Source organism: Saccharopolyspora thermophila, from assembly GCF_014646075.1.
GTDB lineage: Bacteria > Actinomycetota > Actinomycetes > Mycobacteriales > Pseudonocardiaceae > Saccharopolyspora > Saccharopolyspora thermophila.
Genome location: NZ_BMMT01000017.1, coordinates 21,456 through 44,219 on the forward strand (window position 1 = coordinate 21,456; position 22,764 = coordinate 44,219).

The window sequence follows — 22,764 nt, forward strand, 5'->3', positions numbered from 1 at the left end:
GGCAGCGTCGGGTTCGAGAATGGCGAGCGGAGCCGGTTTCGGGATCGGCCTGCGGGCCGTTGATCCGCTGCGGAAAGTCGGCCGATCGGCCAGTTCATTCGAACCTTTCGGCCAAGGCGGCCGCTTCAAGCCGCCCAGTACCGTTTCGGCGTGAGCGGTTTCGCGACGCATCCCGGACGTGGACCGGATGCGCCCTGGTGGTGTCGGTTCGGCACCCTGCTGCGTGAGCAGTGGATCTTCGCCGCGTTGCTCGGTCTGGTGTGGTGCGGCGACCTGCTGCTGATGGCCAGCGGGGGAGGGAGCTACCTGCTGCTCGCTCCCAGCGCCACCGCCATGGCGCTGCTCGCCGTCCTCGGCAGGCGACACCCGGTGTGTTGCGGTCTGGCCGCCGCGGTGCTGCTGACCGGCACCACGGTGTTGGTGTTCGCGGGAGGGATGGACGTCTACTCGTTGGGGTTGGCGAACATCCTGCCGACGGAGAACGCGGCGGGACTGCTGCTGGTGCTCTACGCCTTCCGCGCGAAGCCACCGCGCAAGGCCGTGCCGGTCACCGCCGTGCTCGTCGTGGCGTGCGTGGTGTCCGTGTTCGTCCGCGGTCGCGAGTCGCCCGTTTACCCGGACGTCTCGGTCAGCCAGTCGATGAGCTTCGGGTTCCTGCAGCTGGTGCTGGCCGTCGGCACCGGCATGTACCTGCGGGGCCAGTGGCCGGGCCGCGCGAGCGCGGACAGCCCGGTGCGGGCGCTGCTGCGGCGGCAGTGGCCGTTGATCGCGGTGCTGAGCATCCTGTTCTTTCTGGAATTCATTCAGAGCAACGACGTATCCGCGCTGGCCATCGCGACCTTGATGCTGTGCGGGCTGGTCATGTCGGGGCTCGCGGTGTTCGCGCCGATGCGGCCAACCGAGGCGGCCGGGCTCGGCGCCCTCGCGCTGGTGCTGACCACGCTGGTGTTGCGCGTCCTGGGCCTGGACGTCGACGATAACGGGCTGATCGGGCCGGTGCCGCTGGTGGCGACCGGAGCGGGGATGCTGCTGGTGGCGTTCGCGGTCCGGCACTCGGTACCGCGTCGCGCGCTGTGGGCCACCGGCGGCCTGGTGGGCGCGGCGCTGTTCGCGTTGTTCCTGCTGCCGACGGACCACCGCTACGGGCTCAACTTCTACCTGCAGCCGATCTTCATGGGCGGTCTGCTGCTGGTGATCTCGGTGGGCACGGGCATGTACTTCCGGGCGCGAGACGAGGAACGCGCCCGGTCGGTGCGCTCGGCGGTGTCGGACGCGCAGCAGGCCGAGCGGATGGCGCTCGCGCGGGAGCTGCACGACGTGGTGGCCCACCACGTCACCGGCATCGTCGTGCAGGCCCAGGCCGCGCAGATGGTCGCGGAGAAGAACCCGAAGGCGGCGACCGACGCGCTGTCCCGCATCGCCGAGAGCGGCACCGAGGCGCTGACCGCGATGCGTCGGCTGGTCGCCAGCATGCGCGGCGCCGAACCCGCCGGTGCCTCGGGCGCGACCGAGCAGGCGACCACCGACCTGGAGGCCGACCTGCGGGCGGTGGTGCAGGCCACGCAACGACGGTCCGGGCACGGGAACGGGCCCGCGGTGGACCTGCGGATGGACCTGGGGTGGGAGGTCCCGCAGGAGGTGGCGCGGTCCGTGCTGCGCGTGGTGCAGGAATCACTGACGAACGCCGAGAAGCACGCGCTGGGCGCGACCCGCATCCAGATCGACGTGCGGTCCGACGAGGCGTACCTGTACGCGATGATCACCGATGACGGCACCGAGGTACGGCATCAACCGCTCGGCGGGTCGGGCGGCTACGGTTTGGTCGGGATGCGGGAGCGGATCGAGCTCCTCGGCGGCCGTTTCTGGGCCGGTCCCGGGGAACACGTCGGTTGGCGCGTGGAAGCCGTGCTGCCGTTGGCGGAGCAGAGCGGAGAAGTGGAACGGCGATGATCCGGGTGTTGATAGCCGACGACCAGGAACTGGTGCGCGCCGGTTTCCGGATGATCCTGGAATCGCAGGACGACATCGAGGTGGTGGCCGACGTCGCCAACGGGGTGGACGCGGTGCGGGTGGCCCGGGAGAAGCGGCCCGACGTGTGCCTGATGGACATCAGGATGCCGGGCATCGACGGCCTGGAGGCGACCGAGCAGCTGGCCGGTCCGGGTGTCGCGGAGCCGATCAAGGTCGTGGTGGTGACGACCTTCGACCTGGACGAGTACGTCGAGCGCGCCCTGCGCAACGGGGCCAGTGGGTTCCTGCTCAAGGACGCCGGGCCGACCCTGCTGCTGGAGGCGGTCCGGGCGGCGGTCCGTGGGGACGCCCTGGTCTCGCCGCAGATCACGGTGCGGCTGCTCAAGCACTTCGCGCAGCCCCAGCGGCGACGTCGCCAGGCGGTGGAGCCGAAGGTGGAGCTGACCGAGCGGGAGCTGGACGTGGTGCGGGCGACCGCGCGGGGACTCACCAACGGCGAGATCGGCCAGGAGCTGTTCATGTCGCTGTCCACGGTCAAGACCCACCTGGCCTCGGCGCAGGCCAAGATCAAGGCGCGCAACCGCGTGGAGACCGCGGCCTGGGCCTGGCGCAGCGGCCTGATGGACGACGAGTAGGCGCCACCCGCCCGCCGCGGGCAACGGGTTTTCGTGCGGGGTGCACCGGGGCGGCCGGCTTGCGGTTGTTCTGATGCGTCGGGTGCTCGTCCCGGCGGCCGGCGCATCCCGGTGCGGACCCGCGGGCGTTCTCCTCGGCCGGACGGCCGGTAAGCACTGGCCGATCGACCGATGCCAGCGAGCCGATCGACCGAGGTCGGGGCTGCGGGAACCGGCGATAGTGGAGTCATGACACAACGGTGGCAGGACATCGTCCTGGTGGGAGTGCTGGCCGTTATCGCGAGTCTGGCGGGGGTGATCATGACGCAGGTGATGAGCGCCGCGGGCGGCGGCTGAGCGTCGGGCAGAATGCGGGCATGTCGATCGATTTACGCCTGCACGCCCCGATGGTTCTGCCCTGCGATGCGAGCTGTTCCGTGATCCGGGACGCCGTCGTGGACGTCGACGACGAGGGCCGCATCGCGTACTGCGGGCCGCGTTCCGGGGCGCCGGAACGCCCGAACGACGCGGCTGTCCGGGAGTGCAACGGAATCCTGTTGCCTGGCTTGATCAACGCGCACGCGCACAGCCCCATGACCCTGCTGCGCGGTATGGGGGGTGACCTGCCGCTGCTGCGGTGGCTGCATGAGGTGATCTGGCCGGCGGAGGCCCGACTGCGCCCGTCGGACGTCCGCGCCGGGATGGAACTCGGGTGTGTCGAGATGCTGCGGGCCGGTGTCACCACCAGCGCCGAGATGTACTTCATGGGCGAGTCGGTGGTGGAGGCCACCCTGGCGGTCGGTTCCCGGGTGGTGCTCGCTTCGGCGGTGATCTCGACGCCGGGCCTGGACAAGCTCGGTGGTTGGCAGAGCATGCTCGAGCAGGTCAACCGGTGGATCGACGCGGACGGGCTGCGGTTCGGTCCCCGGGAGCGGGTGGAGCTCGCCTACGGCCCGCACTCGGCGTACATGCTGCCGCCGGAGGCGTTGCAGACCATCGGCGAGTCCGCGCAGCAGCGCGGTGCCCTGGTTCACACGCACGTGGCGGAGACCGCCGGTGAGGATGCCGAACAGCGGGCGAAGTTCGGTTCCGTGCCGGCGCTGCTGGACGAGCTCGGCGTGCTGGACGGCCGGGTGCTCGCCGCACACGGCGTGCATCTGTCCGATGAGGACATCCGGTTGTTCGCGCGCCGCGGGGTGGGGGTGGCGCACTGCCCGGGGTCCAACGCGAAGCTGGCGTCGGGCACGGCCCGGCTGGTCGACCTGCTGGCAGCGGGCATTCCGGTCGGCCTGGGCACCGACGGCCCGTCCAGCAACGACGACCTTGATCTGTGGGAGGAGGTGCAGTTGGCCGGTCTGGTGGCGCGCATCGCCACCGGTGACGCGACGGCGCTGAGCGCGAGCGCGGCACTGCTGGCCGCCACGCGGGGCGGGGCGCAGGCGCTGCACCGCGACGATCTCGGGGCGTTGGAGCCGGGCCGGTGGGCCGACATCGTGCACCTTGACATCGACAATCCGGCGTTCGCCACCGGGCTGGACGCCCCGGACGACCAGGTGCTGGCCAACGTCGTCTGGGCGGCGGGGTCCCGGTGCGTCCGCGACGTCTGGGTGGCCGGTGAGGAGGTGCTGCACGACCGGGAGCCGACCAGGGTGGACCGCCGCCACGTGCAGGCAGCGGCCCGAACCGCCGCCCAGTACATCCGGGGCTGAGTGTTCGTGTTCGAAGCGGCGTAGCCGCTCGGCCGAACCACGCGAGTGGCCACCTGCGGGTTCAGACCGTGCCCACCCCGGCGGGCTCCGGCGAGGACCGCGCTGTGTGGCGGACAGGCACGCGTCGGGGATCGGCGAACCCAGGTGGCGCCTGACGGTCCGCCAGGTGACCGTGTGTGCGGAACGGGTTCGAAGCGAGGCTTCGACGTGCGCCGCACGGCTGCCCCGGCGCACCATCCGGGGCAGCCGCGCGGGCGGTGGGTCATCAGGACGGGCGAACGATGATCTCGGTCAGGTGGGCGTCGCGACTGGCACGCACCGCGGAGACGATCGGTTCCGCCACCGACTCCGGCCGCAGGTAGTGGCTCGGCTCGTACTCGCCGCCCTCCTGCTCGCGGACATTGCGCTGCATGTCTGTGGCCGTGCGGCCGGGGAACACCGAGGTGACGCGCAGGCCGTTGCCGGCTTCTTCGGCGCGCAGGACGTCGGCGAAGGCGCGCAGGGCGAACTTGCTGGCGGCGTAGGCACCCCAGTTCGGCCTCGCGGACAGGCCGGCACCGGAGTTGACCAGCACCACGTGGCCCCGGGCGGCCCGCAGCGCGGGCAGCAGCAGCCGGGTCAACTCGGTGACCGCGAACAGGTTCAGCTCGAAGGTGCGGCGCCACGACTCGCTGGGCACGTCAGCGACCGCACCGAGCTCGACGAGTCCGGCGCTGTGCACCAGCACGTCCAGCCGGTCGATGTCGGGGACCGCGGTGGCGACCGCCTCGTGGTCGGTGAGCTCCACGGGCCATGCCGAGGCACCGGGGAGTTCGTCGGCGAGTGCGCGGAGCTTGTCGACGTCGCGCCCGCCCAACAGCAGATCGTGCGTGTCGGAAAGCGAGCGGGCGACGGCGGCACCGATGCCGCGTGAGGCACCGGTGACCAGGGCAATCGGGCGTTCGGGCATGCCTCAACGTTAACTGTGGTGGTCCGCGGCGCAGGCGGCGGCCATCCCAGACCGCGGTCCTGGGCTTGACCGCGGCGGGCGCTGCGGCTTAGGTCACTCGGATGAGCAGTGTCGACGCAGCCACCAGGGTGCAGAACCGGATCCTGCGCAAGGTCGCGGTCCGGTTGATGCCGTTCCTGTGCCTGCTGTACTTCGTGAACTACCTGGACCGGGTCAACATCGGCTTTGCCGGTCCGAACGGGATGAACGAGGAGTTGGGCCTGACCGCCACGGTCTTCGGCTTCGCCTCCGGAATCTTCTTCCTCGGCTACCTCGCGCTGGAGGTGCCGAGCAACCTGGCGCTGCACCGCTTCGGCGCCCGCAAGTGGCTTGCCCGCATCATGATCACCTGGGGTGTGGTGGCGACCGCGATGGCGTTCGTGCCGAACGCCACAACCCTGGTCGTGCTGCGGTTCCTGCTCGGGGTGGCCGAGGCCGGGTTCTTCCCGGGGATCATCCTGTACCTGACGTACTGGTTCCCGGCGGCGCAGCGGGCTCGGGCGGTCGCGCTGTTCATGGCCGCGGTGCCGGTGTCCAGCGCCATCGGAGCCACCGTGTCAAGCGCACTGATCGCCAGCGGCCACGGGCTCTTCGGGTTGTCCGGCTGGCGGTTCATGTTCCTGGTCGAGGGCATCCCGGCGATCCTGCTGGCGGCAGTGACGTGGTTCTACCTGACCGACCGCCCGTCGGAGGCGAAGTGGCTGACGGCCGAGGAGCGGACCTGGCTGTCGGAGCGGTTGGCGGCGGAGAGCCGGGAGACGGAGGCCACGCACGGCTGGCCGCTGCGCAAGGCGTTGACGCACCCGCGAATCCTGGCGCTGGCGTTCGTGTACTTCGGCATCGCGTACGGGTTGTACGCGCTGGGCTTCTTCCTGCCCACGATCATCAAGGGCTTCGAGCAGCAGTACGGCACCGATCTGTCCACCATGGAAACCGGTCTGGTGACGGCGATCCCGTACGTGATCGGTGCGGTGGCGATGGTGTTGTGGAGCGCGCACGGCGACCGGACGCGGGAACGCGTGTGGCACGTGGCGCTTCCGCTGCTGCTCGGCGGTGTGTGCATCCCGATCGCGCTGTACCTGGGAAATCCGTACCTGGCGATGGTGGCGGTGAGCGCCTGTGCGGTGGGGGTCTGCTCCGCGCTGCCCACGTTCTGGGCGTTGCCGAGCAACTTCCTGTCCGGCGCGGCAGCGGCGGGCGGTATCGCGCTGATCAATTCGCTGGGCAACATCAGCGGTTTCGCCGCGCCCTACATCACCGGTGCCCTCAAGGACGCCACGGGTTCGCAGCACACCGGCCTGTGGGTGGTGGGCGCGGTGATGGTCGCCGCGGCGCTCACCGTCATCGCCCTGCGGGCCGCGCCACGGGCGGACAGGAGCTGAGGCGGCTCTTGGTTCTCGGCGGCTGCGGGCACCCGGGGCCGGGGTTTATCCACAGTGGACACATGGACTCGCGGAGGCGGTCTCGCGTCGCTCGGTCAGCGTCGCCGAGTCGGGTCCGAAAGGTCACGCCCCGTACAGCCGGAGGAACGCCCGGACACCGCTGACGATGATCTGGTCCGCCGCGGCCTGGGGCAGCGGGATGACGCCGTAGAAGCTCCGCTGCAGCACGGGGGTGATGGTGAGCAGGTTGAAGTGGTCGGCGGCCTGCTCGGCGTCGTCGAAGGCGAGCAGGCCGCGGTCGGCGATCCGCTGCAGGTACGGCGCGAGCCGCCGGTGCGCCGACTGCGGGCCCGCCGCCAGCCACTCCTCCAGCACCGGCGGCGGAATTCGGGTCACCTCGGCTTCGAGGGTCCGCACCAGCGCGAAGTGGTCGGGGAACTCCGCCACGGCGGCGACGCGGTCGCGGCTGAAGGCGACGAGGTCCTCCGGCAGGTCCACGATCTTGCGCAGGTGAGCTCCATGAGCCGCGCGGTGGCCTCGGTGACCTCCGCGGCCCCGTCCAGCGCGACAGCGAGGAACAGCTGTTCCTTGTCGGTGAAGTGGTTGTAGATGGCGCGCTTGGAAACCTGGGCTTCGGTGGCGATGGCGTCGACGCTGGTGCGGGTGTAGCCGTCGCGGCCGAACGCCTTGCGTGCCGCTCGCTCGATGGCCGCGCGCTTGTCCGGGCGGCCAGTGGACGTCACCGCCTGTCCCTCCCCGCCGGTGTGCACTGCTCGGTGCAGTGTACGTGCCGGGGTCAGCGGTCCCGGCCGCTCCCGGGTCCCCGGCGCGGGTCGATGAAGTAACTGTCGTGCGCGAGGAGGAACTTCTCGCGTTCCTCGTCGTTCAGTGTTGCGAGGTGCCTGACGCCCTCGAAGTATCCCTCACGCGGCGCCCCGGGCGTGAACAGGATCAGAAACGACGTGGGCTCGTCGGACTCGTGTAGAAGGAATGCAGCCCGCCCGGCGGCACGTACAGGAAGTCGCCCTTGGTGGCCTCGCGCCACTTCGCGCCGTCGTAGACGGCCAGCGCGCCGTCGGTGACGAAGAACGACTCGGACATCGACCTGTGGAAGTGGGTGCCGGTGCCCGCACCGGGGGCGAGCTCGACGACGTGGTAGAGCCCGAACTCGCCGTCGGTGGCGATGTCGTGCTCGCGTCCGGTGGGTTGGCTGGTGGCCAGGTAGTAGGTGCGGGTGCCGGCCGGGTTGACCAGCTCGGGGTCGGCGGATGCGGGGCGGAACGAAGCGCTGATCTCGCCGGTGTCGCCGAAGTAGCGGTCGGGCGGGTACGACACGGCAGTCCTCCTCGGAACGCACCCAATGTGCACCAGTGAGAGTAGAAATGCACTGTCGGTGTAAACCGAAGGCGGCGCCCCTCCGCGCACCGTTCGGCCGAGGTCACCGCGCGGATTTCTGCCGCTGTTCACAGGCACTTTTCGTCATTCCGATCAACCACGCACCTGCTGCTGGATAGGCTCCCGCCGGGACGATGGTGGGCTTGCACGGACGGGACGAGTCGCTGCGCCTGCTCGCGGAGGCCACGGCGGCAGCGCGCGCCGGGCGGGGCGGGCTCGTCGTGGTGCGCGCGGATCCAGGGTCGGGCGTCACCGCGCTGCTGGACGCGCATCTGTCGGCAATGCGGAGAACCGGTCTGCGGACGCATCGGATTCCCGTGCTGCCCCCGCACGGCCGAACCACGCTCTCCCGCGGTGCGCTGCCGGAGTGGGGCGCGCCCGCCCTGGTCGTCATCGACGACCTGCACCGGGCGGATGACGAGACGCTGCTCGCGCTGCACGGCATCGCCGAAGGACTCCGCGAGACGTCGCTGCTGGTCGTCGCCGGGCGGCATCGCGGTGCCTCCCCGGACCGGTTCGCCCTGCTGGAGCGGAACGCGCTCGTGCACGACCTGCCCCCGCTGGACGACAGCGCCGTGCGTGCCCTGCTCACCGAGGCCGTCGGCGGACAACCACCCGAACCGCTGCTGCGGCTGGCCCGCGGGGCGCTGGGCAACCCGTGGCTGCTGACCCGCCTGACCGACGACGACCGCGCGGCGGCGGTGACCGCCTGGGCGACCGGTCTGGCGGGCGACGACACTCCGCTGCTGCGCTACACCGCGGTCCTGGACGAGCCCGCGTCGGTGGACGACCTGGCCGCGGTCACCGGCCGGACACCAGTGGAGGTGCTCGCCGGGGTCGAACGGCTCGTCACGCTCGGGTTGATGGCGGCGGACGCCGGGATGGTGCGGTTGCGGCACCCGGTGGTGCGCCACGACGTGGCAACGACCTCGGTGGGTTTGCGCGGTTCCGCGGCGCGGGCGCTGGCCGGACGGGACGCCGCGCCCGAGGCCGTCGCCGCGCACCTGGCCCATGCGCCGGTGGACGCGTGGACGGTGGCGTGGCTGGCCGACCACGCCGACCGGCTCGCCACCGAGCCCACACCCGCGTTGGTGACCCTGTTGCAACGCACTGCTTCCTGGTTGCCGCCCGGCAGCCCGCAGCTGCCGCCGTTGCGGGCCGCGCTCGCCGAGGCGCTGCTCTGGTCGGGCCGGATCGACGAGGCGCGGCAGGTGGCGGCCAGCGGTCTCGCCGCGAATCCGGGCACGCCGGTCCGGCGGCGACTGCGGGCCGTGCTGGCCCTGGCCGCCTTCGGTGAGATGGACCCCGTCAGCGCGGCCGCGGCCGTCGACCCGGAACGCGTCGACGGGCGGCTGCCCCCGCGGCTCGCCGTGATCGACGGGTACGCCTGTCTGCTGGCCGGTGACCTGACCGGGGTGGAACGCGCCGTCGAGCAGGCCGCCCCGGCCGCCGCGCAGGACCCGCTCGTCGAGGTGTATCTGCTGAACATTCGGGCGATCAAACTGTGCGTCTGCCGCGACTTCCCCGCCGCGCTGGAGCTGTTGGACAAGGCGGCGGCACTACTCTACGTGGCGGTGCGCGACCGCGGGCAGTGGCTGGTGACCCGGCTGTTGCGCGCGGTGATCCAGGACCTGTGCCACGACCGGGCCGTGCTGGACACCGTCGAGGAAGCACGACCGGTGGCCCTCGAGTTCGGCGTGGGCATGCTGGCCTGGCTGCGCACCATCTCAGCGCTGGCGTCGCTCAACCACGGCCGGTGGGACCAGGCACTCGCCGAGATCGACGCTGCCCTGGCCGAGCCCGACCAGTACGGCCTGGCGGGGCCGCTGCACGCGGTGGCGACCTCGATCCTGCTGTACCGCGGGGATCTGCCGGCCGCCCGCAGGCACGCCGAGCTCGCCGACAGGGCCGTGGGCCGCGGGGTCGCCCTGTTCTACGAGCAGATCGTCGTCCTGGCCCGCGCCCACCTCGCCGATGTGGAGGAGGACTGGCCGCGTGCGGTGGAGACCGTGCGCACCCTCGTGGACGGTGATGTCGGGGTGCACCACGGCCACGCGGTCGCCGCGGTCGGTGTCGGGATGGTGCGCATCGCGATCCGCGGCGGCGATCGGGCGCTGGCCGTCCGGCTCCTCGCGCAGCTTCAGGGCCTGATCAGCGGCGGGTCGGCTGGTGAGCGCAGTGCGCTCACCTACTGCCAGGCCCTGGTGGACGGCGATGTCGACCAGTTGCTGGTGGCCGCGCAGGAGTTCGCGGAGACAGGGTTGGCCTTCTCGGCCGCCCGCGCGGCGGACGACGCGGCGAGGGCCCTGGCGGAGTCCGGCAGACCGGCGGACGCCAAGGCCGCCTACCAGGCCGCGATCGACCAGTACACCGAGCTGGCCGCCAGCGGCAACATCCAGCGGGCGGCCGCCGCGCTGCGCGCGTTCGGCGTGCGGCGCGGCGTGACCGGCCCGCGACGCCGGCCGAAGCACGGCTGGGACAGCCTGACCACCGCCGAGTACCGGGTGGCGGAACTCGTCGCGCAGGGCCTCACCAACCGGGAGGTCGCCGAGCGGCTGATCGTGTCGGTGCGGACGGTCGACTCGCACGTGTCGCGCATCCTCGGCAAGCTCGGCTACTCGTCGCGGGTCGAGATCGCGCTGAAGTTCGAGGAGCGCGGTTAACCCACGCGGGCACGGGGGTTCCTCAGCCCGAAAGGCCGAAAGACCCCCGCGCTCGCAGGGGGAATCAGCGGCTGCCGATCTCACCGCCGTCCTCGCGCCAGACGGCGACCACCGACGGGCGCGGCACCGTGGTGCCACCGTCGGGCCAGTGCGACGCCGGGTTGTCCGCGCTCGCCCCGTCGACCTCGCCCGGGTGCTGCACGCACACCGTCACCACGGTGTCGCGGATGACCGGGCCGCAGGTCTCGGCACCGCGCGGCACGGTGAGGAACTGCTTGACCCAGCCACGCTCCGGGCCGTCCACCGGCACCGCGAACAGGCCGTCGTTGCTGCCCAGGGCGTTGCCGTCGGTGGTGATCCACAGGTTGCCGTGCCGGTCGAAGGCCACGTTGTCCGGGCACGAGATCGGGCTGACCCTCGACTTGTCGAACCCGCCGAAGTAGGTGCCCGGGTCGTTGGGGTCGCCGCAGACCAGCAGCAGACCCCAGCGGAACCGGGTGCCTGTCGCGTCGTCGTCGATCTCCAGCACGTGGCCGTGTTTGTTGCCGACCCGCGGGTTGGCCTCGTCGGGGCCCGCGTTGCCCGCCGAGCCGCGGTTGGCGTTGTTGGTCAGCGCGCAGTAGATGCGGCCGTTGACCGGGTTGGGCTGGATGTCCTCGGGACGGTCCATTGTGGTGGCGCCGACCTTGTCGGCCGCGAGCCGGGTGAAGATGTAGACCTCGTCGGCGGTGAAGCCGGGCACGAAGGACTTCGTGCCGCTGGCCAGCGGGATCCACTCGCCGGTGCCGTCGAAGGCACCGTCGCCGGGCAGCGTGCCGGTGCCGTCGATCTCGCTCGCCGGGCTGTTGCCGGTGAACTTCGCGACGTAGAGGGTGCCGTCGTCGAGCAGCGACATGTTGTGCCGCCGGGCGTGGGCGCTGGTGCCCGGCTTGACCCTGCCGTGGGAGACGAACTTGTAGATGTAGTCGAAGCGCTCGTCGTCACCGGAGTAGGCGACCACGCGGCGGTCCTTGGTGATCGTGACCGCCGCGCCCTCGTGCTTGAAGCGGCCCAGCGCGGTGTGCTTGACCGGAGTGGAGTTCGGGTCGAGCGGGTCGATCTCGACGACCCAGCCGAACCGGTTGGCCTCGTTGGGTTCCTGGGCGAGGTCCCAGCGCTTGTCGAACTTCTCCCACTTGCGGGTGGTGGCCGTGCCGGTGATGCCGTAGCGGGCGAGGCGCGCCTTGGTGGTGGGGTCGGTGACCGAGTCGGCGTTGGCGAAGTACTGGTGGAAGTTTTCCTCGCCGGACAGGATCGTGCCCCACGGGGTCAGGCTGCCCGAGCAGTTGTTCTGCGTGCCGAGGACCTTGGTGCCGGTCGGGTCGGCGGAGGTTCTGAGGTAATCGCTGCCGGCGGCGGGACCGCGCAGCTCGAACGGGGTGGTGAGGGTGATACGCCGGTTGTACCTGCTCGGCTTCGGCCTGAGCGCGCCGTTCTCGCGCTTGACGAGCACCACCGACAGGCCGTGCGCGGCCCACGCGATGCGGACCTGCTCCTCGGTGGGGTTGTTCTCGTCGTAGCCGGGGAACATGTGTGTCTCGGTGGTGTACTCGTGGTTCACCACCAGCAGGTTCTCGTTGCCGGCCGGGTCGAGCGGGACGAGTTCGGCGAAGTCGTTGTTATAGCCGAACTGCTTCTCCTGCGCGGCCGCGGTCTGGTTGTGGATGTCGAACTCGGGCGCGCCCGGCACCACCGGGTCGCCCCAGCGGATCACGACCTGCTGCTGGTAGCCCTCGGCGGTGACCACCGCGTCCTGGGTGTTGGGGGCGACCGGGGTGAAGTCGGTGCCCGGCACCGGGCGACTACCGCGCGCGGCCGGGGCGGGGGCCGCGGCGGCTGTTCCGGAGAGCGCGGCCGTGCCGCCGACGGCCAGGGCGAGGGCGCCGCCCGCCTTGAGCGCGCCGCGGCGGCTCAGCACCTTCTCGACGATGTCGCCGAAGTACGCGTTGGCCGAGGTGTTGGGTGCTTCGTGGGCGCAGGCGTTGCCGCAGCGGTAGGTGCAGGTGACCGAGGCGCGGTTCGCCGAGTGGTGGGCGAGAAGGGGGAGCGGGACGACCCGCCCGCTGTCCGGTCGGGAAGACAAGCGGACCTCCAGGTGCTCGTCGGGAACACCCGGAAGCTAAGCCGATCAGGCGATGTGTCCAGGACGCGCAGGTGAACAGAGTCCGAACAGGTGGCGCAGAGTTCTCGACGCCGACGAGGCGTGCGCTGACCGGGTTCAGCGAGGACGGACGTGCAGGTGCACCCGGACCCGTCCAGGCAAGGTTGGAACCTCCCGACACTGCCGGAACTGGGATGCGCCGTCCTTCGGGGGGCCTGGGCGAGCCGGCAAGAAAATTCGGTTTCGGTCGTGGGGCGTGCGTAAGTACGTTCTCCGGCATGGCCAGTGATGCTGCTTTCGCTTTCTACTTCCGTCCGCGTTCCGCCTAGGCGGCGCCGGACCTCTCCTCGCGCCGCCGTCCGCGTCCGGGCTGCCCCGACGCGCGGTTCGCGCTGATCGCACTGCGCCTGCGGGGGCCCGGTTCCCGACCGGTCCGCGAACGCAGGAGTCACCATGTCTTCCCGCCGGAAATCGGCGCGCGACCGCGCGCGCCGCGAACTCGGCCAGAACTTCCTCGTCGACCGCGGTGTCGTCCGCCGCCTGGTCGGCCTGCTCGATCCGTCACCGCTGCCGATCGTGGAGCTCGGCGCCGGACGCGGGGCCCTGACCCGTGAACTTCTCGGCACGGGGCGCCCGGTCACCGCCGTCGAACTCGACCCGCACTGGGCCGGTGCGCTGCGGGAAACGTGCCCGCAGGCCCGCGTGGTCCGCTGCGACATGCTCGCCTTCCGCTTTCCAGCGGAGCCGCACGTCGTGGTGGGCAACCTGCCGTTCGGCATCACCACGGCGATGACGCGCCGCCTGCTGGCGTTGCGCGGCTGGTCGGAGGCGGTGCTGCTGCTCCAGTGGGAGGTGGCGCGCAAGCGGTCGACCGGCGGCACGATGCTTACCGCGCAGTGGGCCCCGTGGTACGAGTTCCGCTGCTGCGGAAGGGTTCGCGCGAGCTCGTTCCGCCCGGTCCCGGCGGTCGACGGCGGTGTGCTGAAGGTGCACCGCCGCCCGCGCCCGTTGCTGCCGTTGGTCGAGGTGAAGAGGTACCAGCGCTTTGTCGGTGCGGTCTTCACCGGCCGCGGCCGGGGCCTGGCGGAGGTGGTGCGCAACGTGACCGGGCACCGGCTCCGCGGCCTCCCGCCGCTGCCCAGAGACCTGACCGCCGAGTCCTGGGCCGACCTCTACACCGCCACCAGGTGATCACGGGCGCATGACGTCCTTCTCCCCTGCTGGCGAAGTGAGAGGTGGCCGGGCGCGAGGTCGGGGGACGCCCGGCCACCACAGGGGTCCGGCGCGGGGAGGGGACTCGCCGGACCCGGCTAGAGGCGCGGGTCAGTCCCAACGGGCGCTGATCCGGCGCCAGCAGTCCATGCAGGTGTCCTCGTTGATCCACTCGGTCTCGGGTGGGAGGCGCTGCACCTGCCACGCCTCCACCTCCACGCCACAGAACGAGGTGACGACCGCGTGCGGATCAGCGCGCTTCGCGGCCACCGAGAACCCGTGTCGCCCGACCCCCACGGGCCGCCAGAACCAGTCCACCCCTGCCGCCTCGAACATCCGAACCTCCACTTGATCGATCCCGTTTTAACGGTATTGCTTATCGATCAAATCCGGCATCGCACAGTTGAGTGATCATCGGCTACGGCTACGCTTCGCCCTATGGCTAGCCCGACCATGTGGCGCAAGATGCTGGGCGCTGAGCTCCGGAAACTCCGCAACGCCAAGGGAATCTCTGCCTACCAGATCGCTGAGCTCTTGGGCTGTTCGGAAGCCAAGGTGCGGCACATGGAAAACGGCCGGACCGCGCCGTCGAAGGCGGAGCTGAGGCTCTTGATGGACCACTATGGACTCGCCGAAGAGCGCCGGGTGTCGCTCGAAGAGGCACGGGAGGGTGCTCGCAAGCGGGGCTGGTGGTCGAGGTATCGGCTGCAGAGCTGGTTCCAGGATTACGTTGGCCTGGAAACCGACGCGTCGCGGCTGCGCACATTCGAGATGGAGATCCTGCCCGGACTTCTCCAGACCGAGGCGTACGCGCGGGCAATCCACCTACTGGGCTCTCACGTCACAGCGCCCGAGGAAGTGGAGCGGCAGGTCGCGTTGCGGCTCAAGAGGCAGGAACGGCTCATCGCCGACCCGCCGCTGGAGTACATCTCGGTCATTTCTGAAGCGGCGCTCGCGCGATGCGCGTACCAGAAGTCGTTGGCTGAGGAGCAGTTCGCGCACTTGGTCGCAATGTCGGAACGGCCGAACGTGTCGATCCAGGTGCTCCCGTTCGATGTTGGGCTGCACAACTCCATGACCGGTGCCTTCGTATTGCTCGACTTCCCGTCTGGAACCTGGCCGCCCGCCGTGTACCAAGAGCACGCTGTTGGTGGTCACCTGGGACACGATCGCGAGCTAGTGTCGGGACTCAGCGAGGTCTTCGAGGACTTGCGCAGTCGTGCGCTCTCCGAATCCGCCAGCGTCACGCTGATCAAGAAGTATGCGCAGAGGTGACTGGTAACCATGGAAATCTGGCGAAAGTCGAGTTACAGCGGTCCGAGCAGCAACTGCGTGGAGATCGGGCTCGGCGATGATGTTGTGGGGATCCGGGACACGAAGGATCGGGATGGTGGGCACTTGGCCGTGTCCGCCGCTCGGTGGCGGGGCTTCCTCGACGCGGTCAAGCGCGGCACCTTCGACCTCTGACGAGGGCCGGTAAGGAACCGAAGACGTCCCGGATGTGACCCTCGTCACCTGAGTTCACGGGTGATTCTCCCTGCCTCGTCTGGTGGTTGTCGTCAGGCACGGCAGGAAGGACACGGCAATGCACGAGATCGTCGTTCTCGGTGCTGGGTATGCGGGGTTGACGGCGGCGGTGAGTCTGGCGGCTCGCACCAGGCGCGGCCAGGACGTGCGGATCACGGTGGTCAACGCGGGCGAGCGGTTCACCGAGCGGCTGCGGCTGCATCAGGTCGCATCCGGGCAGCGGCTGGCCGACCTGCGTATCCCGGAACTGCTCGAAGGTACGGGGGTGGAGCTGGTGTGCGGTTGGGTCACCGGCATCGACGCCGCCGCGCAGACCGTCCGCGTTGACGACGAACGCGTTCTGGCCTACGACACGCTGGTCTACGCGCTGGGTGCGGTGACCGACACGGCCGCCGTCCCCGGCGTCGACCACCACGCCCACACCCTCGACAGCGCCGGCGGAGCCGAACTGCTGGCGCGGCGGCTGGGCGAGCTCGGCACCGGAACCGTCGCGGTGTGCGGCAGCGGGCTGACCGGCGTCGAAGCCGCGGCCGAGATCGCCGAGCAGCACCCGGAGCTCGACGTCGTGCTGCTGGGGCGGAGCGAACCCGGGCACATGTTGGGGTCGAACGCCAAGGCACACCTGGATGCGGCGCTGGAACGGTTGCGGGTTCGGGTGCGCAGCGGTGTCGAGATCGTCAAGGTGCTGCCGGACTCGGTGCACCTCGCAGGCGGCGAGAGCGTCGCGGCGGAGTTGGTGCTGTGGACCAGCGGGGTCCGGGTGTCGCCGTTGGCCGCGGCGGCCGGACTGGAGGTCGATGAGCGGGGGCGCATCGTCACCGATGCCGCGTTGCGGTCGGTGTCGCACCCGCAGGTCTACGCCATCGGCGACGCGGCGGCGATCCGGCAGGGCTACGGCATCCTGCACGGCACCTGCCAGAGCGGCATACCGACCGGCGTGCACGCCGCGGCGTCGATCGTGCGAGAGCTGAACGGCAAGCGGCCCAAGGCGTTCCGGTTCGGCTACATCCACATCCCGGTGAGCCTGGGCCGCCGCGACGCGGTCGTGCAGTTCACTCGCCCCGACAACTCCCCCAGGCGGTGGTGCCTCACCGGTCGGTCGGCCGCCTGGTACAAGGAGACGGTGAGCTCAGCGTTCTGGCCGTCGCTCCGGTGGATGCGAACGATGCCGTCGTCGGGTTCGTTCGCCTGGCGCCGTGGCGGCCGATACACCCGATGACCGGCCCCGACCCGTTCCGGGAACACCGCAACCTGCTGTTCTCGGTGGCCTACCGCATCCTCGGCACCGCCGCCGATGCCGAGGACGCGGTGCAGGACACCTGGGTGAAGTGGTCGGCGGCCGACCGGTCCCAGGTCGCCGACCCCAGGGCGTACCTGGTGCGGATCGTGTCGAACGTGGCCATGGACCGGCTGCGCTCGGCCCAGGCCAGGCGCGAGACCTACGTCGGCCCGTGGCTGCCCGAACCGATCCTCACCAGCGCCGACACCGCCGACGACGTCACCACCGCGGAGTCGGTGTCCCTGGCGCTGCTGGTGGTGCTGGAAACCCTGAGCCCGCTGGAGCGCGCGGTGTTCGTCCTGAAGGAAGCCTTCGGCTTCACCTACGCCGAGATCGCCGACGCCGTCGCGCGCTCCGAGGACGCGGTTCGCCAAGCCGCACGCCGCGCTCGCGAGCACGTGCACTCGCGGCGGCCCCGCTTCCACGTCGACCGCGCCCGGCAACGGGAGGTCACCGAGCAGTTTGTCGCCGCCGCCGCTGGCGGCGACATCAACACCCTGATGGAACTGCTCGCGCCCGACGTCACGCTGTGGACGGATGGCGGCGGCAAGGTGCGCCAGGCCATGCGCCCGGTCATCGGCGCGGAGCGGGTGGCCGCCTGGTTCGCGGGCGTCGCGACCCGCCCGTACCAGGGCATCGCACCCGCCGACATGGCCGCCGAAGTGGTCGACCTCAACGGCGCCCCGGGCGTCGTGTTCAGCGGTGCTGGGCGGGTGATCGCCACGCTCAGCCTCGACCTCGACGAGCGCGGCAGGATCACCGCCATCCACAACGTCGCCAACCCCGACAAGCTCCGGTCCGTCGCCACCCGCATCATTCACCCCATCAGGCCGGACCGGTAGAACGAGGGGCCCGGGACGTCAGCGCCAGACCGCCACCACCGAGGGGCGGGGCTGGGAGTCGCCGCCGTCCGGCCAGTGGGAGACCGGGTTGTCCGCACTGGCCCCGTCGACCTCACCCGGGTGCTGGGCCGACACCATGACCAGGCCGTCCTCGATGACCGGGCCGCAGGCTTCCGCCCCGCGCGGAACGCTGAGGAACTGCATGACATGGCCGCGTTCCGGGCCTTCCAGGGGCACCGCGTAGAGGCCGTCGTTCGTCCCCAGCGCCCCCGATGAATCCGTGGTGATCCACAGGTTGCCGTGCCGGTCGAACGCCACGTTGTCCGGGCACGAAATCGGGCTGACCTGGGACTTGTCGAACCCGCCGAAGTAGGTGGCCGGGTCCTTCGGGTCACCGCAGACCAGCAGCAGCCGCCAGGCGAAGCGGGTGCCCGCCGGGTCGTCGTCCAGCTCCAGCACCTGGCCGTGCTTGTTGCTGTTGCGCGGGTTCGCCTCGTCGGCACCGGCCTTGCCCGGTGCACCGCGATCGGAGTTGTTCGTCAGCGCGCAGTAGACGCGGCCGGTCTTGGGGTGCGGCTGCACGTCCTCCGGGCGGTCCATCTTCGTGGCCCCGACCTGGTCGGCGGCCAGCCGCGTGAAGACGTAGACCTCCTCGGCGGTCATCCCCGGCACGAAACTCGTGTCGTTGTGCGCCAGCGGGATCCACTCGCCGACCCCGTCGAACTCGCCGTCGGCGGGCAGCGTGCCGGTGCCGTCGATCTCGCCCGGGCTGTCGCCGGTGAACTTCGCGACGTAGAGGGTGCCCGAGTCCAGCAACGACATGTTGTGCCGCCGGGCGTGCGCGCTGCGGCCCGGCTTCATCCGCCCGTCGGAGACGAACCGGTAGACGTACTCGAACTTCTCGTCGTCGCCCAGGTATGCCACCACGCGGCCGTCGTCGGCGACGCGGATGTTGGCGCCCTCGTGCTTGAAGCGGCCCAGCGCCGTGTGCTTGACCGGCGTCGACTCCGGGTCGTAGGGGTCGACCTCGATGATCCAGCCGAACCGGTTCGGCTCGTTGACCTGCTGGGTGAGGTCCCAGCGGGAGTCGAAGCGCTCCCACTTGCGTTCGGTGGCCCCGCCCTTGATGCCGTAGCGGGCCAGCCGCTGCTGCGTCACCGGGTCGGTGACCTGGTCGGCGTGGGCGAAGTAGAAGTGGATGTTCTCCTCGCCGGACAAAATCGTGCCCCACGGGGTCACGCCGCCGGAGCAGTTGTTCATCGTGCCGAACGACCGCGTGCCCGTCGGGTCGGCCGAGGTTTTCAGCAGGTCGCTGCCGGCCGCCGGGCCGCGCAGCTCGAATGGCGTGTTCAACGTGATTCGCCGGTTCAACCGGTCCAGCACGACCTTCGGCGCGCCGTCGCCGGTTTCCAGCACCACGACGGAAAGCCCGTGCGCGGCCCACGCCACCCGAACCTGCTGCTCGGTGGGGTTGTCCGGGTCGTAGCCGCGGAACAGGAACTCCTCGGAGGTGTACTCGTGGTTGTTCACCATCAGCCGCCGGTTGCCGTCCAGCGGCAGCAGCGCACAGAAGTCGTTGTTGTAGCCGAACTGCCGCTCCTGCGCCTCCGGGGTCTGGTTGTCGAAGTCGAACTCCGGCGCACCGGGCAGGATCGGGTCGCCCCAGCGGATCACCACCTGCTGCTGGAAGCCCTCCGGCACGACCACCGCGTCCAGGCTGTTGGGCTGCACCGGCGTGAAGTCGAGGCCCGGTGGGCGACCGGCCGCGGCGGCGGGGCGGGAGCCGAGCGCGGGCAGCACCGCGGCGGAGGCCGCGACGACCGCGCCGGCGCGCAGCAACCCACGCCGGTCCAGCACCTTCTGCAGCACGTCACCGAAGTACGGATTCGCCGACGGGTTCGGTGGGTGTTCGGCGCACTGGTCGCCGCAGCGGTACCGGCAGGTCACCCGCGCCCGCGCGCCCGACAGCAGCGGCAGCAGTCGACGTTCGCCCGGTTGTGGTGCCACCCCAACCTCCCAAGGTGATCGAGAAATGGAATGGAGCGTAAGGCACGATCAACGAAGAGTGAACACCTTGCAAGACCGAGGCGAATTCTCGCAAAGTTCTTCCCAACAGGCCCCGAAACGCATTGCCCAGGTTGTCCAGCGGTGTTGTGACCCCGGTGCCCCCTCTGCACCTGCCCCGGCGGGACTCCCGACGAGTACCTCCCCGGCCCGGAAGCCTCCCGATTTTGATGCTCCAAAGCTGGGAGTTCGTCACCCGGTGGGGTGTTTCCGCATTTGCCTGAAATGGGCAGGTCGCCCTGGTGTCAGGGGCTTATGGCGGACTCCGCTGCGGTTGCCATGCGCTCGTCTGGGTGGCCGTCGGCGAGTGTTGCGAGCACCGCCGCCGCGCTGCTGTGCTCGGTGCCCGCGATGTCGGAGATCAGCTCCAGTTGCTCCGCGTCCGGCCGCTGCGCGAACTCCGCCACGAACGCCGTGGTGTCCTCCTCGATCGCGGCGGCCATGCCGTCCAGCGCGAACCGCAGCTCGTCGCCGGGGCGCACGAGCGTCTCCGCGTTGCCGGGCCTCGACTGCAACCAGACGCGCGCGGCCGGCCCGGCCACCGGGTGCTCCGCCAGGTCCCGCACCGCAGCCTCGCCGTCCGGGCCGGTGTGCTCCAGCAGCGCCAGCGCCGCCAGGCGGATCGACGGGTCGTCAACGCGGCGCAGCAGGGCGGTCAGCTCCGCGGCCGCCTGCGCCGTCCCCCGGTGGTCGATCCACAACGGCACCATGATCTTCTGCACGTCCGGTGGCGTGTCGAGCAGCACCACCGCCAGCAGCTCCGCCGGGCAAGGCACGAGATCATCCACTGCGGGCACCCGGAACCCGAAGGCGCGCAACGACTCCCGTGCCGCCCACACGCCCGCGGGCAGCAACTCCACCACCCGGCCGTGCTCCGGCGACTCGAAGCCGCGCACCGCCAGCATCGCCTCCCACTGCGCCAGCACCCGGCGCAGCACCCCGGCCACCACCTCGCGGTCCACGTCACCGCCCAGCAGATCGCAGGCCACGCTCACCACCAGGTCCACCGGCACCGCGTCGGTCCGCCCGTACAGCACGCTCAACGCCGCCTGCACGATCTCCGGCAGCGCATCCTCCTCGTCACCGAGCTCGGCCAACTGCTCCCGGAACACGTCGTCCACCAGCACGAACCGCTGCCACAGCCGCATCCACAGCACCTCCGGCTCCGCCAGCAGCGGCTCGGCGACGAGCGTCGGCACCAGCAGGTCGCCCGCCGAGCGGACCAGCCCCGCGCGTTCGGCCCACTCCAGCAGCAGATCGGCCTCGTCCGCGCCGAGCCCCAGCGCCGCCGCCAGCTCGTCCACATCGGACGGATCGCGCCCGGTACCGACCCAGGCCAGCACGGTGCGCATCCGCTCGACGATCGGGGCGCGCGCCGCGACGGTCCGGTGCGGTTCCTCCTCGGCGAGCTCCACCGGTGGTAGCCACAGCGCCGGCTGGTCCAGGCCATTCGCCTCCCGGGCCTCGATCTCCTCGAGCAGCTCGCCGTCCACCTCCACCTCGCCCGCGTCCACCGACGTGAAGAAGGCGGTGACGGCCGGCGCATCCCCCGGGGGCACGCCCAGCTCGCACATCGTGGTGCGCCAGAACTTCTCCAGCCCCCACGCGCTCGGTTCGGCCATTGCCGCCAGGAAGTCCGGCACCGCCCGCTCGACCGCGTCGTGCAGCCGCGCCAGCGGGTCCGGCGAGGTCAGCAGGCCCTCGTCGGCCAGAAAGCCCAGCCAGTCGTGCAGGAAGTCGCGGGCCGCCGACCACCGGGGCAGCACCAGACGGCGCGGCACCACCTCCACCAGAAACCGCTCCAGCTCCTCCTCGCTCCACCACGCCAGCAGGCCGTCCCGGCCGAACTTGTCGTCCAGCAGGCAGGCGAGAAGCTCGGCGTACTCCGGACCCGGCCGCGCGCGGGTGAAGCGCTCGATCAGCTCGCCGCGGACCGCGTCGAACCGCTCCACCTCGCCGTGGATGAAGACCGTGCGCATGATCGCTCCCCTCGCTCAGGTGTTTGGACTGCGTTGAGGGTAGGGAGTCCGCGGGCCGATCCGGGGTAACCGACTGCGACTTCTGCACGTGTGTCGGGACCCCCAAATGGGTGATTGTGCTGCGGACATAGGTATGTGTATCGGTACATGCCCCGCTCCCCCCACCAGGGGCTTTGGTCCATGCTTTCGACACGTCCGGAGAACGCAGCGCCGCGGACTCCGCGACCAGACTGGAACCTGGCGGTCCGACAGCGACCCCACCGAGTCGGTCGCGGCCCACCCCGCCGACCCGGTGCGGAGCGGCCGCCGGGAGCTTCAGTCGCCATTCGAAACAGAAGAGGGGAGGAGGTTGCTCTCAGCGACCGGGCAGCAGCAATCGCCCCAGCTGCTTGTTGTCCGGCCCTCCCAGCAGCGAGGTGGGTGCCACCCGTCCGACGAGGCGGCACCGGACGCCGCCACACCCACCTCGCTGACGTATGCCCCCGCCCCTTCCGACAACCGGCCCGTCTACCCCCCAAGACCATGAACACCAGCGCCCAGTACCGCTCCTACGGATGGTGGGTCGACCACGACCCCCGTACCGATCGCACCACCCTCATCGTCGGCGGACGCGTCAGTGCTCTGCGTATGCCGGCTGAACTCGCCGCCCGGGTCCACCGGGTGCTCACCATCCACCTGCAGGCCGGCCCGGTGCTCGTCGACGGCACCGACTGGGTCCTGTTCACCCAGGCCGACGGTCGCCGCGACCTGCCGGCGGACCTCCGCGACGTGCGCGTCGTGGCCCCCGGCACCCGCCTGGAGCTGCCACCGCCGGACGACGCGCGCTGGGTCGACCGAGCGGACCGCCCGGTCCCGCCGTGGCAGGTCGTCGTCTCAGCCACCCGCCGGGCCTGCGCCGAGGCGACCCTCCGCGCCACCGCCTGACCCCCGGCGACCCGACACCCCCCGGAACTGCGCTGCGTGATCACCGGCTGCGCCGGCGGGCCGGGCCTCGGCCGT

At 70.8% G+C, this 22,764-nt stretch carries 19 protein-coding genes; 11 read left to right on the forward strand and 8 right to left on the reverse strand.

Annotation, left to right across the window (positions count from 1 at the left end):
* Positions 1-150 precede the first annotated feature (150 nt).
* The 3 genes from IEY17_RS20435 to IEY17_RS20445 all read left to right on the forward strand — a co-directional run bounded on the left by IEY17_RS20435 (position 151) and on the right by IEY17_RS20445 (position 4,294).
* Positions 151-1,950 (forward strand): sensor histidine kinase, encoded by a 1,800-nt coding sequence (locus IEY17_RS20435; protein ID WP_188990207.1) that lies wholly within the window; start codon positions 151-153, stop codon positions 1,948-1,950.
* Positions 1,947-2,606 (forward strand): response regulator transcription factor, encoded by a 660-nt coding sequence (locus IEY17_RS20440; protein ID WP_188990208.1) that lies wholly within the window; start codon positions 1,947-1,949, stop codon positions 2,604-2,606. The genes IEY17_RS20435 and IEY17_RS20440 overlap by 4 nt, the downstream gene beginning before the upstream one ends.
* Positions 2,607-2,968: 362 nt before the next feature.
* Positions 2,969-4,294, forward strand: coding sequence for an amidohydrolase family protein (locus tag IEY17_RS20445; RefSeq protein ID WP_373289913.1), 1,326 nt, complete (start codon positions 2,969-2,971; stop codon positions 4,292-4,294).
* A 265-nt stretch (positions 4,295-4,559) separates the two neighbouring features.
* On the opposite strand, the gene IEY17_RS20450 is transcribed toward IEY17_RS20445, so the two are convergent.
* A complete protein-coding gene (locus tag IEY17_RS20450) occupies positions 4,560-5,243 on the reverse strand; it encodes an SDR family oxidoreductase (RefSeq protein WP_188990210.1) in 684 nt (227 codons plus the stop codon).
* A 101-nt stretch (positions 5,244-5,344) separates the two neighbouring features.
* Between IEY17_RS20450 and IEY17_RS20455 the strand changes: the two genes are divergently transcribed.
* Entirely contained in the window at positions 5,345-6,664 is a 1,320-nt protein-coding gene (locus tag IEY17_RS20455) for an MFS transporter (RefSeq protein WP_188990211.1), read from the forward strand.
* 123 nt (positions 6,665-6,787) lie between these two features.
* Here IEY17_RS20455 and IEY17_RS25580 read toward each other — a convergent pair whose 3' ends face one another.
* The 3 genes from IEY17_RS25580 to IEY17_RS20465 all read right to left on the reverse strand — a co-directional run bounded on the left by IEY17_RS25580 (position 6,788) and on the right by IEY17_RS20465 (position 7,999).
* Positions 6,788-7,162, reverse strand: coding sequence for a TetR/AcrR family transcriptional regulator C-terminal domain-containing protein (locus tag IEY17_RS25580; protein WP_308424013.1), 375 nt, complete (start codon positions 7,160-7,162; stop codon positions 6,788-6,790).
* On the reverse strand, positions 7,057-7,407 hold the full coding sequence (locus tag IEY17_RS25585; RefSeq protein ID WP_229680365.1) for a TetR/AcrR family transcriptional regulator: 351 nt from the start codon (positions 7,405-7,407) through the stop codon (positions 7,057-7,059). Before IEY17_RS25585 ends, IEY17_RS25580 begins: the two co-directional genes overlap by 106 nt.
* A 208-nt stretch (positions 7,408-7,615) precedes the next feature.
* On the reverse strand, positions 7,616-7,999 hold the full coding sequence (locus IEY17_RS20465) for a cupin domain-containing protein (RefSeq protein ID WP_229680366.1): 384 nt from the start codon (positions 7,997-7,999) through the stop codon (positions 7,616-7,618).
* A 203-nt stretch (positions 8,000-8,202) separates the two neighbouring features.
* Between IEY17_RS20465 and IEY17_RS20470 the strand changes: the two genes are divergently transcribed.
* Positions 8,203-10,722, forward strand: a complete 2,520-nt coding sequence (locus IEY17_RS20470) for a helix-turn-helix domain-containing protein (protein ID WP_188990212.1) — start codon at positions 8,203-8,205, stop codon at positions 10,720-10,722.
* 64 nt (positions 10,723-10,786) lie between these two features.
* Here the strand turns inward: IEY17_RS20470 and IEY17_RS20475 are convergent, their stop codons facing one another.
* A complete protein-coding gene (locus IEY17_RS20475; protein WP_188990213.1) occupies positions 10,787-12,844 on the reverse strand; it encodes a PhoX family protein in 2,058 nt (685 codons plus the stop codon).
* A gap of 471 nt (positions 12,845-13,315) precedes the next feature.
* Between IEY17_RS20475 and erm the strand changes: the two genes are divergently transcribed.
* The gene (erm, locus tag IEY17_RS20480; protein ID WP_188990214.1) at positions 13,316-14,053 is read left to right on the forward strand and encodes a 23S ribosomal RNA methyltransferase Erm; all 738 of its coding nucleotides are present in this window, start codon (positions 13,316-13,318) and stop codon (positions 14,051-14,053) included.
* A 132-nt stretch (positions 14,054-14,185) separates the two neighbouring features.
* Here the strand turns inward: erm and IEY17_RS20485 are convergent, their stop codons facing one another.
* On the reverse strand, positions 14,186-14,410 hold the full coding sequence (locus tag IEY17_RS20485; RefSeq protein ID WP_188990215.1) for a hypothetical protein: 225 nt from the start codon (positions 14,408-14,410) through the stop codon (positions 14,186-14,188).
* 102 nt (positions 14,411-14,512) lie between these two features.
* Between IEY17_RS20485 and IEY17_RS20490 the strand changes: the two genes are divergently transcribed.
* The 4 genes from IEY17_RS20490 to IEY17_RS20505 all read left to right on the forward strand — a co-directional run bounded on the left by IEY17_RS20490 (position 14,513) and on the right by IEY17_RS20505 (position 17,722).
* Positions 14,513-15,349 (forward strand): helix-turn-helix domain-containing protein, encoded by an 837-nt coding sequence (locus IEY17_RS20490; RefSeq protein WP_188990216.1) that lies wholly within the window; start codon positions 14,513-14,515, stop codon positions 15,347-15,349.
* Positions 15,350-15,358: 9 nt separating this feature from the next.
* Positions 15,359-15,541 carry a DUF397 domain-containing protein gene (locus tag IEY17_RS20495; protein ID WP_188990217.1) on the forward strand — a complete coding sequence of 61 codons (183 nt, stop codon included), beginning with the start codon at positions 15,359-15,361 and terminating at the stop codon, positions 15,539-15,541.
* Positions 15,542-15,659: 118 nt separating this feature from the next.
* A complete protein-coding gene (locus IEY17_RS20500) occupies positions 15,660-16,820 on the forward strand; it encodes an NAD(P)/FAD-dependent oxidoreductase (RefSeq protein WP_188990218.1) in 1,161 nt (386 codons plus the stop codon).
* Complete coding sequence (locus IEY17_RS20505) at positions 16,817-17,722, forward strand: RNA polymerase sigma-70 factor (RefSeq protein WP_188990219.1); 906 nt, start codon at positions 16,817-16,819, stop codon at positions 17,720-17,722. Before IEY17_RS20500 ends, IEY17_RS20505 begins: the two co-directional genes overlap by 4 nt.
* 18 nt (positions 17,723-17,740) lie before the next feature.
* Here the strand turns inward: IEY17_RS20505 and IEY17_RS20510 are convergent, their stop codons facing one another.
* Both IEY17_RS20510 and IEY17_RS20515 read right to left on the reverse strand, forming a co-directional pair.
* The gene (locus tag IEY17_RS20510) at positions 17,741-19,729 is read right to left on the reverse strand and encodes a PhoX family protein (protein ID WP_188990221.1); all 1,989 of its coding nucleotides are present in this window, start codon (positions 19,727-19,729) and stop codon (positions 17,741-17,743) included.
* A 302-nt stretch (positions 19,730-20,031) separates the two neighbouring features.
* The gene (locus IEY17_RS20515) at positions 20,032-21,765 is read right to left on the reverse strand and encodes a hypothetical protein (protein ID WP_188990223.1); all 1,734 of its coding nucleotides are present in this window, start codon (positions 21,763-21,765) and stop codon (positions 20,032-20,034) included.
* A gap of 522 nt (positions 21,766-22,287) precedes the next feature.
* Here IEY17_RS20515 and IEY17_RS20520 point away from each other — a divergent pair.
* On the forward strand, positions 22,288-22,689 hold the full coding sequence (locus IEY17_RS20520) for a hypothetical protein (RefSeq protein ID WP_229680367.1): 402 nt from the start codon (positions 22,288-22,290) through the stop codon (positions 22,687-22,689).
* Positions 22,690-22,764: the final 75 nt, after the last annotated feature.

Bases quoted from the DNA above. Each gene is read 5' to 3' on its own strand.
- IEY17_RS20450 (WP_188990210.1), bottom strand. From the start codon at position 5,243: ATGCCCGAACGCCCGATTGCCCTGGTCACCGGTGCCTCACGCGGCATC.
- IEY17_RS20500 (WP_188990218.1), top strand. From the start codon at position 15,660: ATGCACGAGATCGTCGTTCTCGGTGCTGGGTATGCGGGGTTGACGGCG.
- IEY17_RS20505 (WP_188990219.1), top strand. From the start codon at position 16,817: ATGACCGGCCCCGACCCGTTCCGGGAACACCGCAACCTGCTGTTCTCG.
- erm (WP_188990214.1), top strand. From the start codon at position 13,316: ATGTCTTCCCGCCGGAAATCGGCGCGCGACCGCGCGCGCCGCGAACTC.
- IEY17_RS20495 (WP_188990217.1), top strand. From the start codon at position 15,359: ATGGAAATCTGGCGAAAGTCGAGTTACAGCGGTCCGAGCAGCAACTGC.
- IEY17_RS20440 (WP_188990208.1), top strand. From the start codon at position 1,947: ATGATCCGGGTGTTGATAGCCGACGACCAGGAACTGGTGCGCGCCGGT.
- IEY17_RS20520 (WP_229680367.1), top strand. From the start codon at position 22,288: ATGAACACCAGCGCCCAGTACCGCTCCTACGGATGGTGGGTCGACCAC.
- IEY17_RS20455 (WP_188990211.1), top strand. From the start codon at position 5,345: ATGAGCAGTGTCGACGCAGCCACCAGGGTGCAGAACCGGATCCTGCGC.
- IEY17_RS20485 (WP_188990215.1), bottom strand. From the start codon at position 14,410: ATGTTCGAGGCGGCAGGGGTGGACTGGTTCTGGCGGCCCGTGGGGGTC.
- IEY17_RS20515 (WP_188990223.1), bottom strand. From the start codon at position 21,765: ATGCGCACGGTCTTCATCCACGGCGAGGTGGAGCGGTTCGACGCGGTC.
- IEY17_RS20490 (WP_188990216.1), top strand. From the start codon at position 14,513: ATGGCTAGCCCGACCATGTGGCGCAAGATGCTGGGCGCTGAGCTCCGG.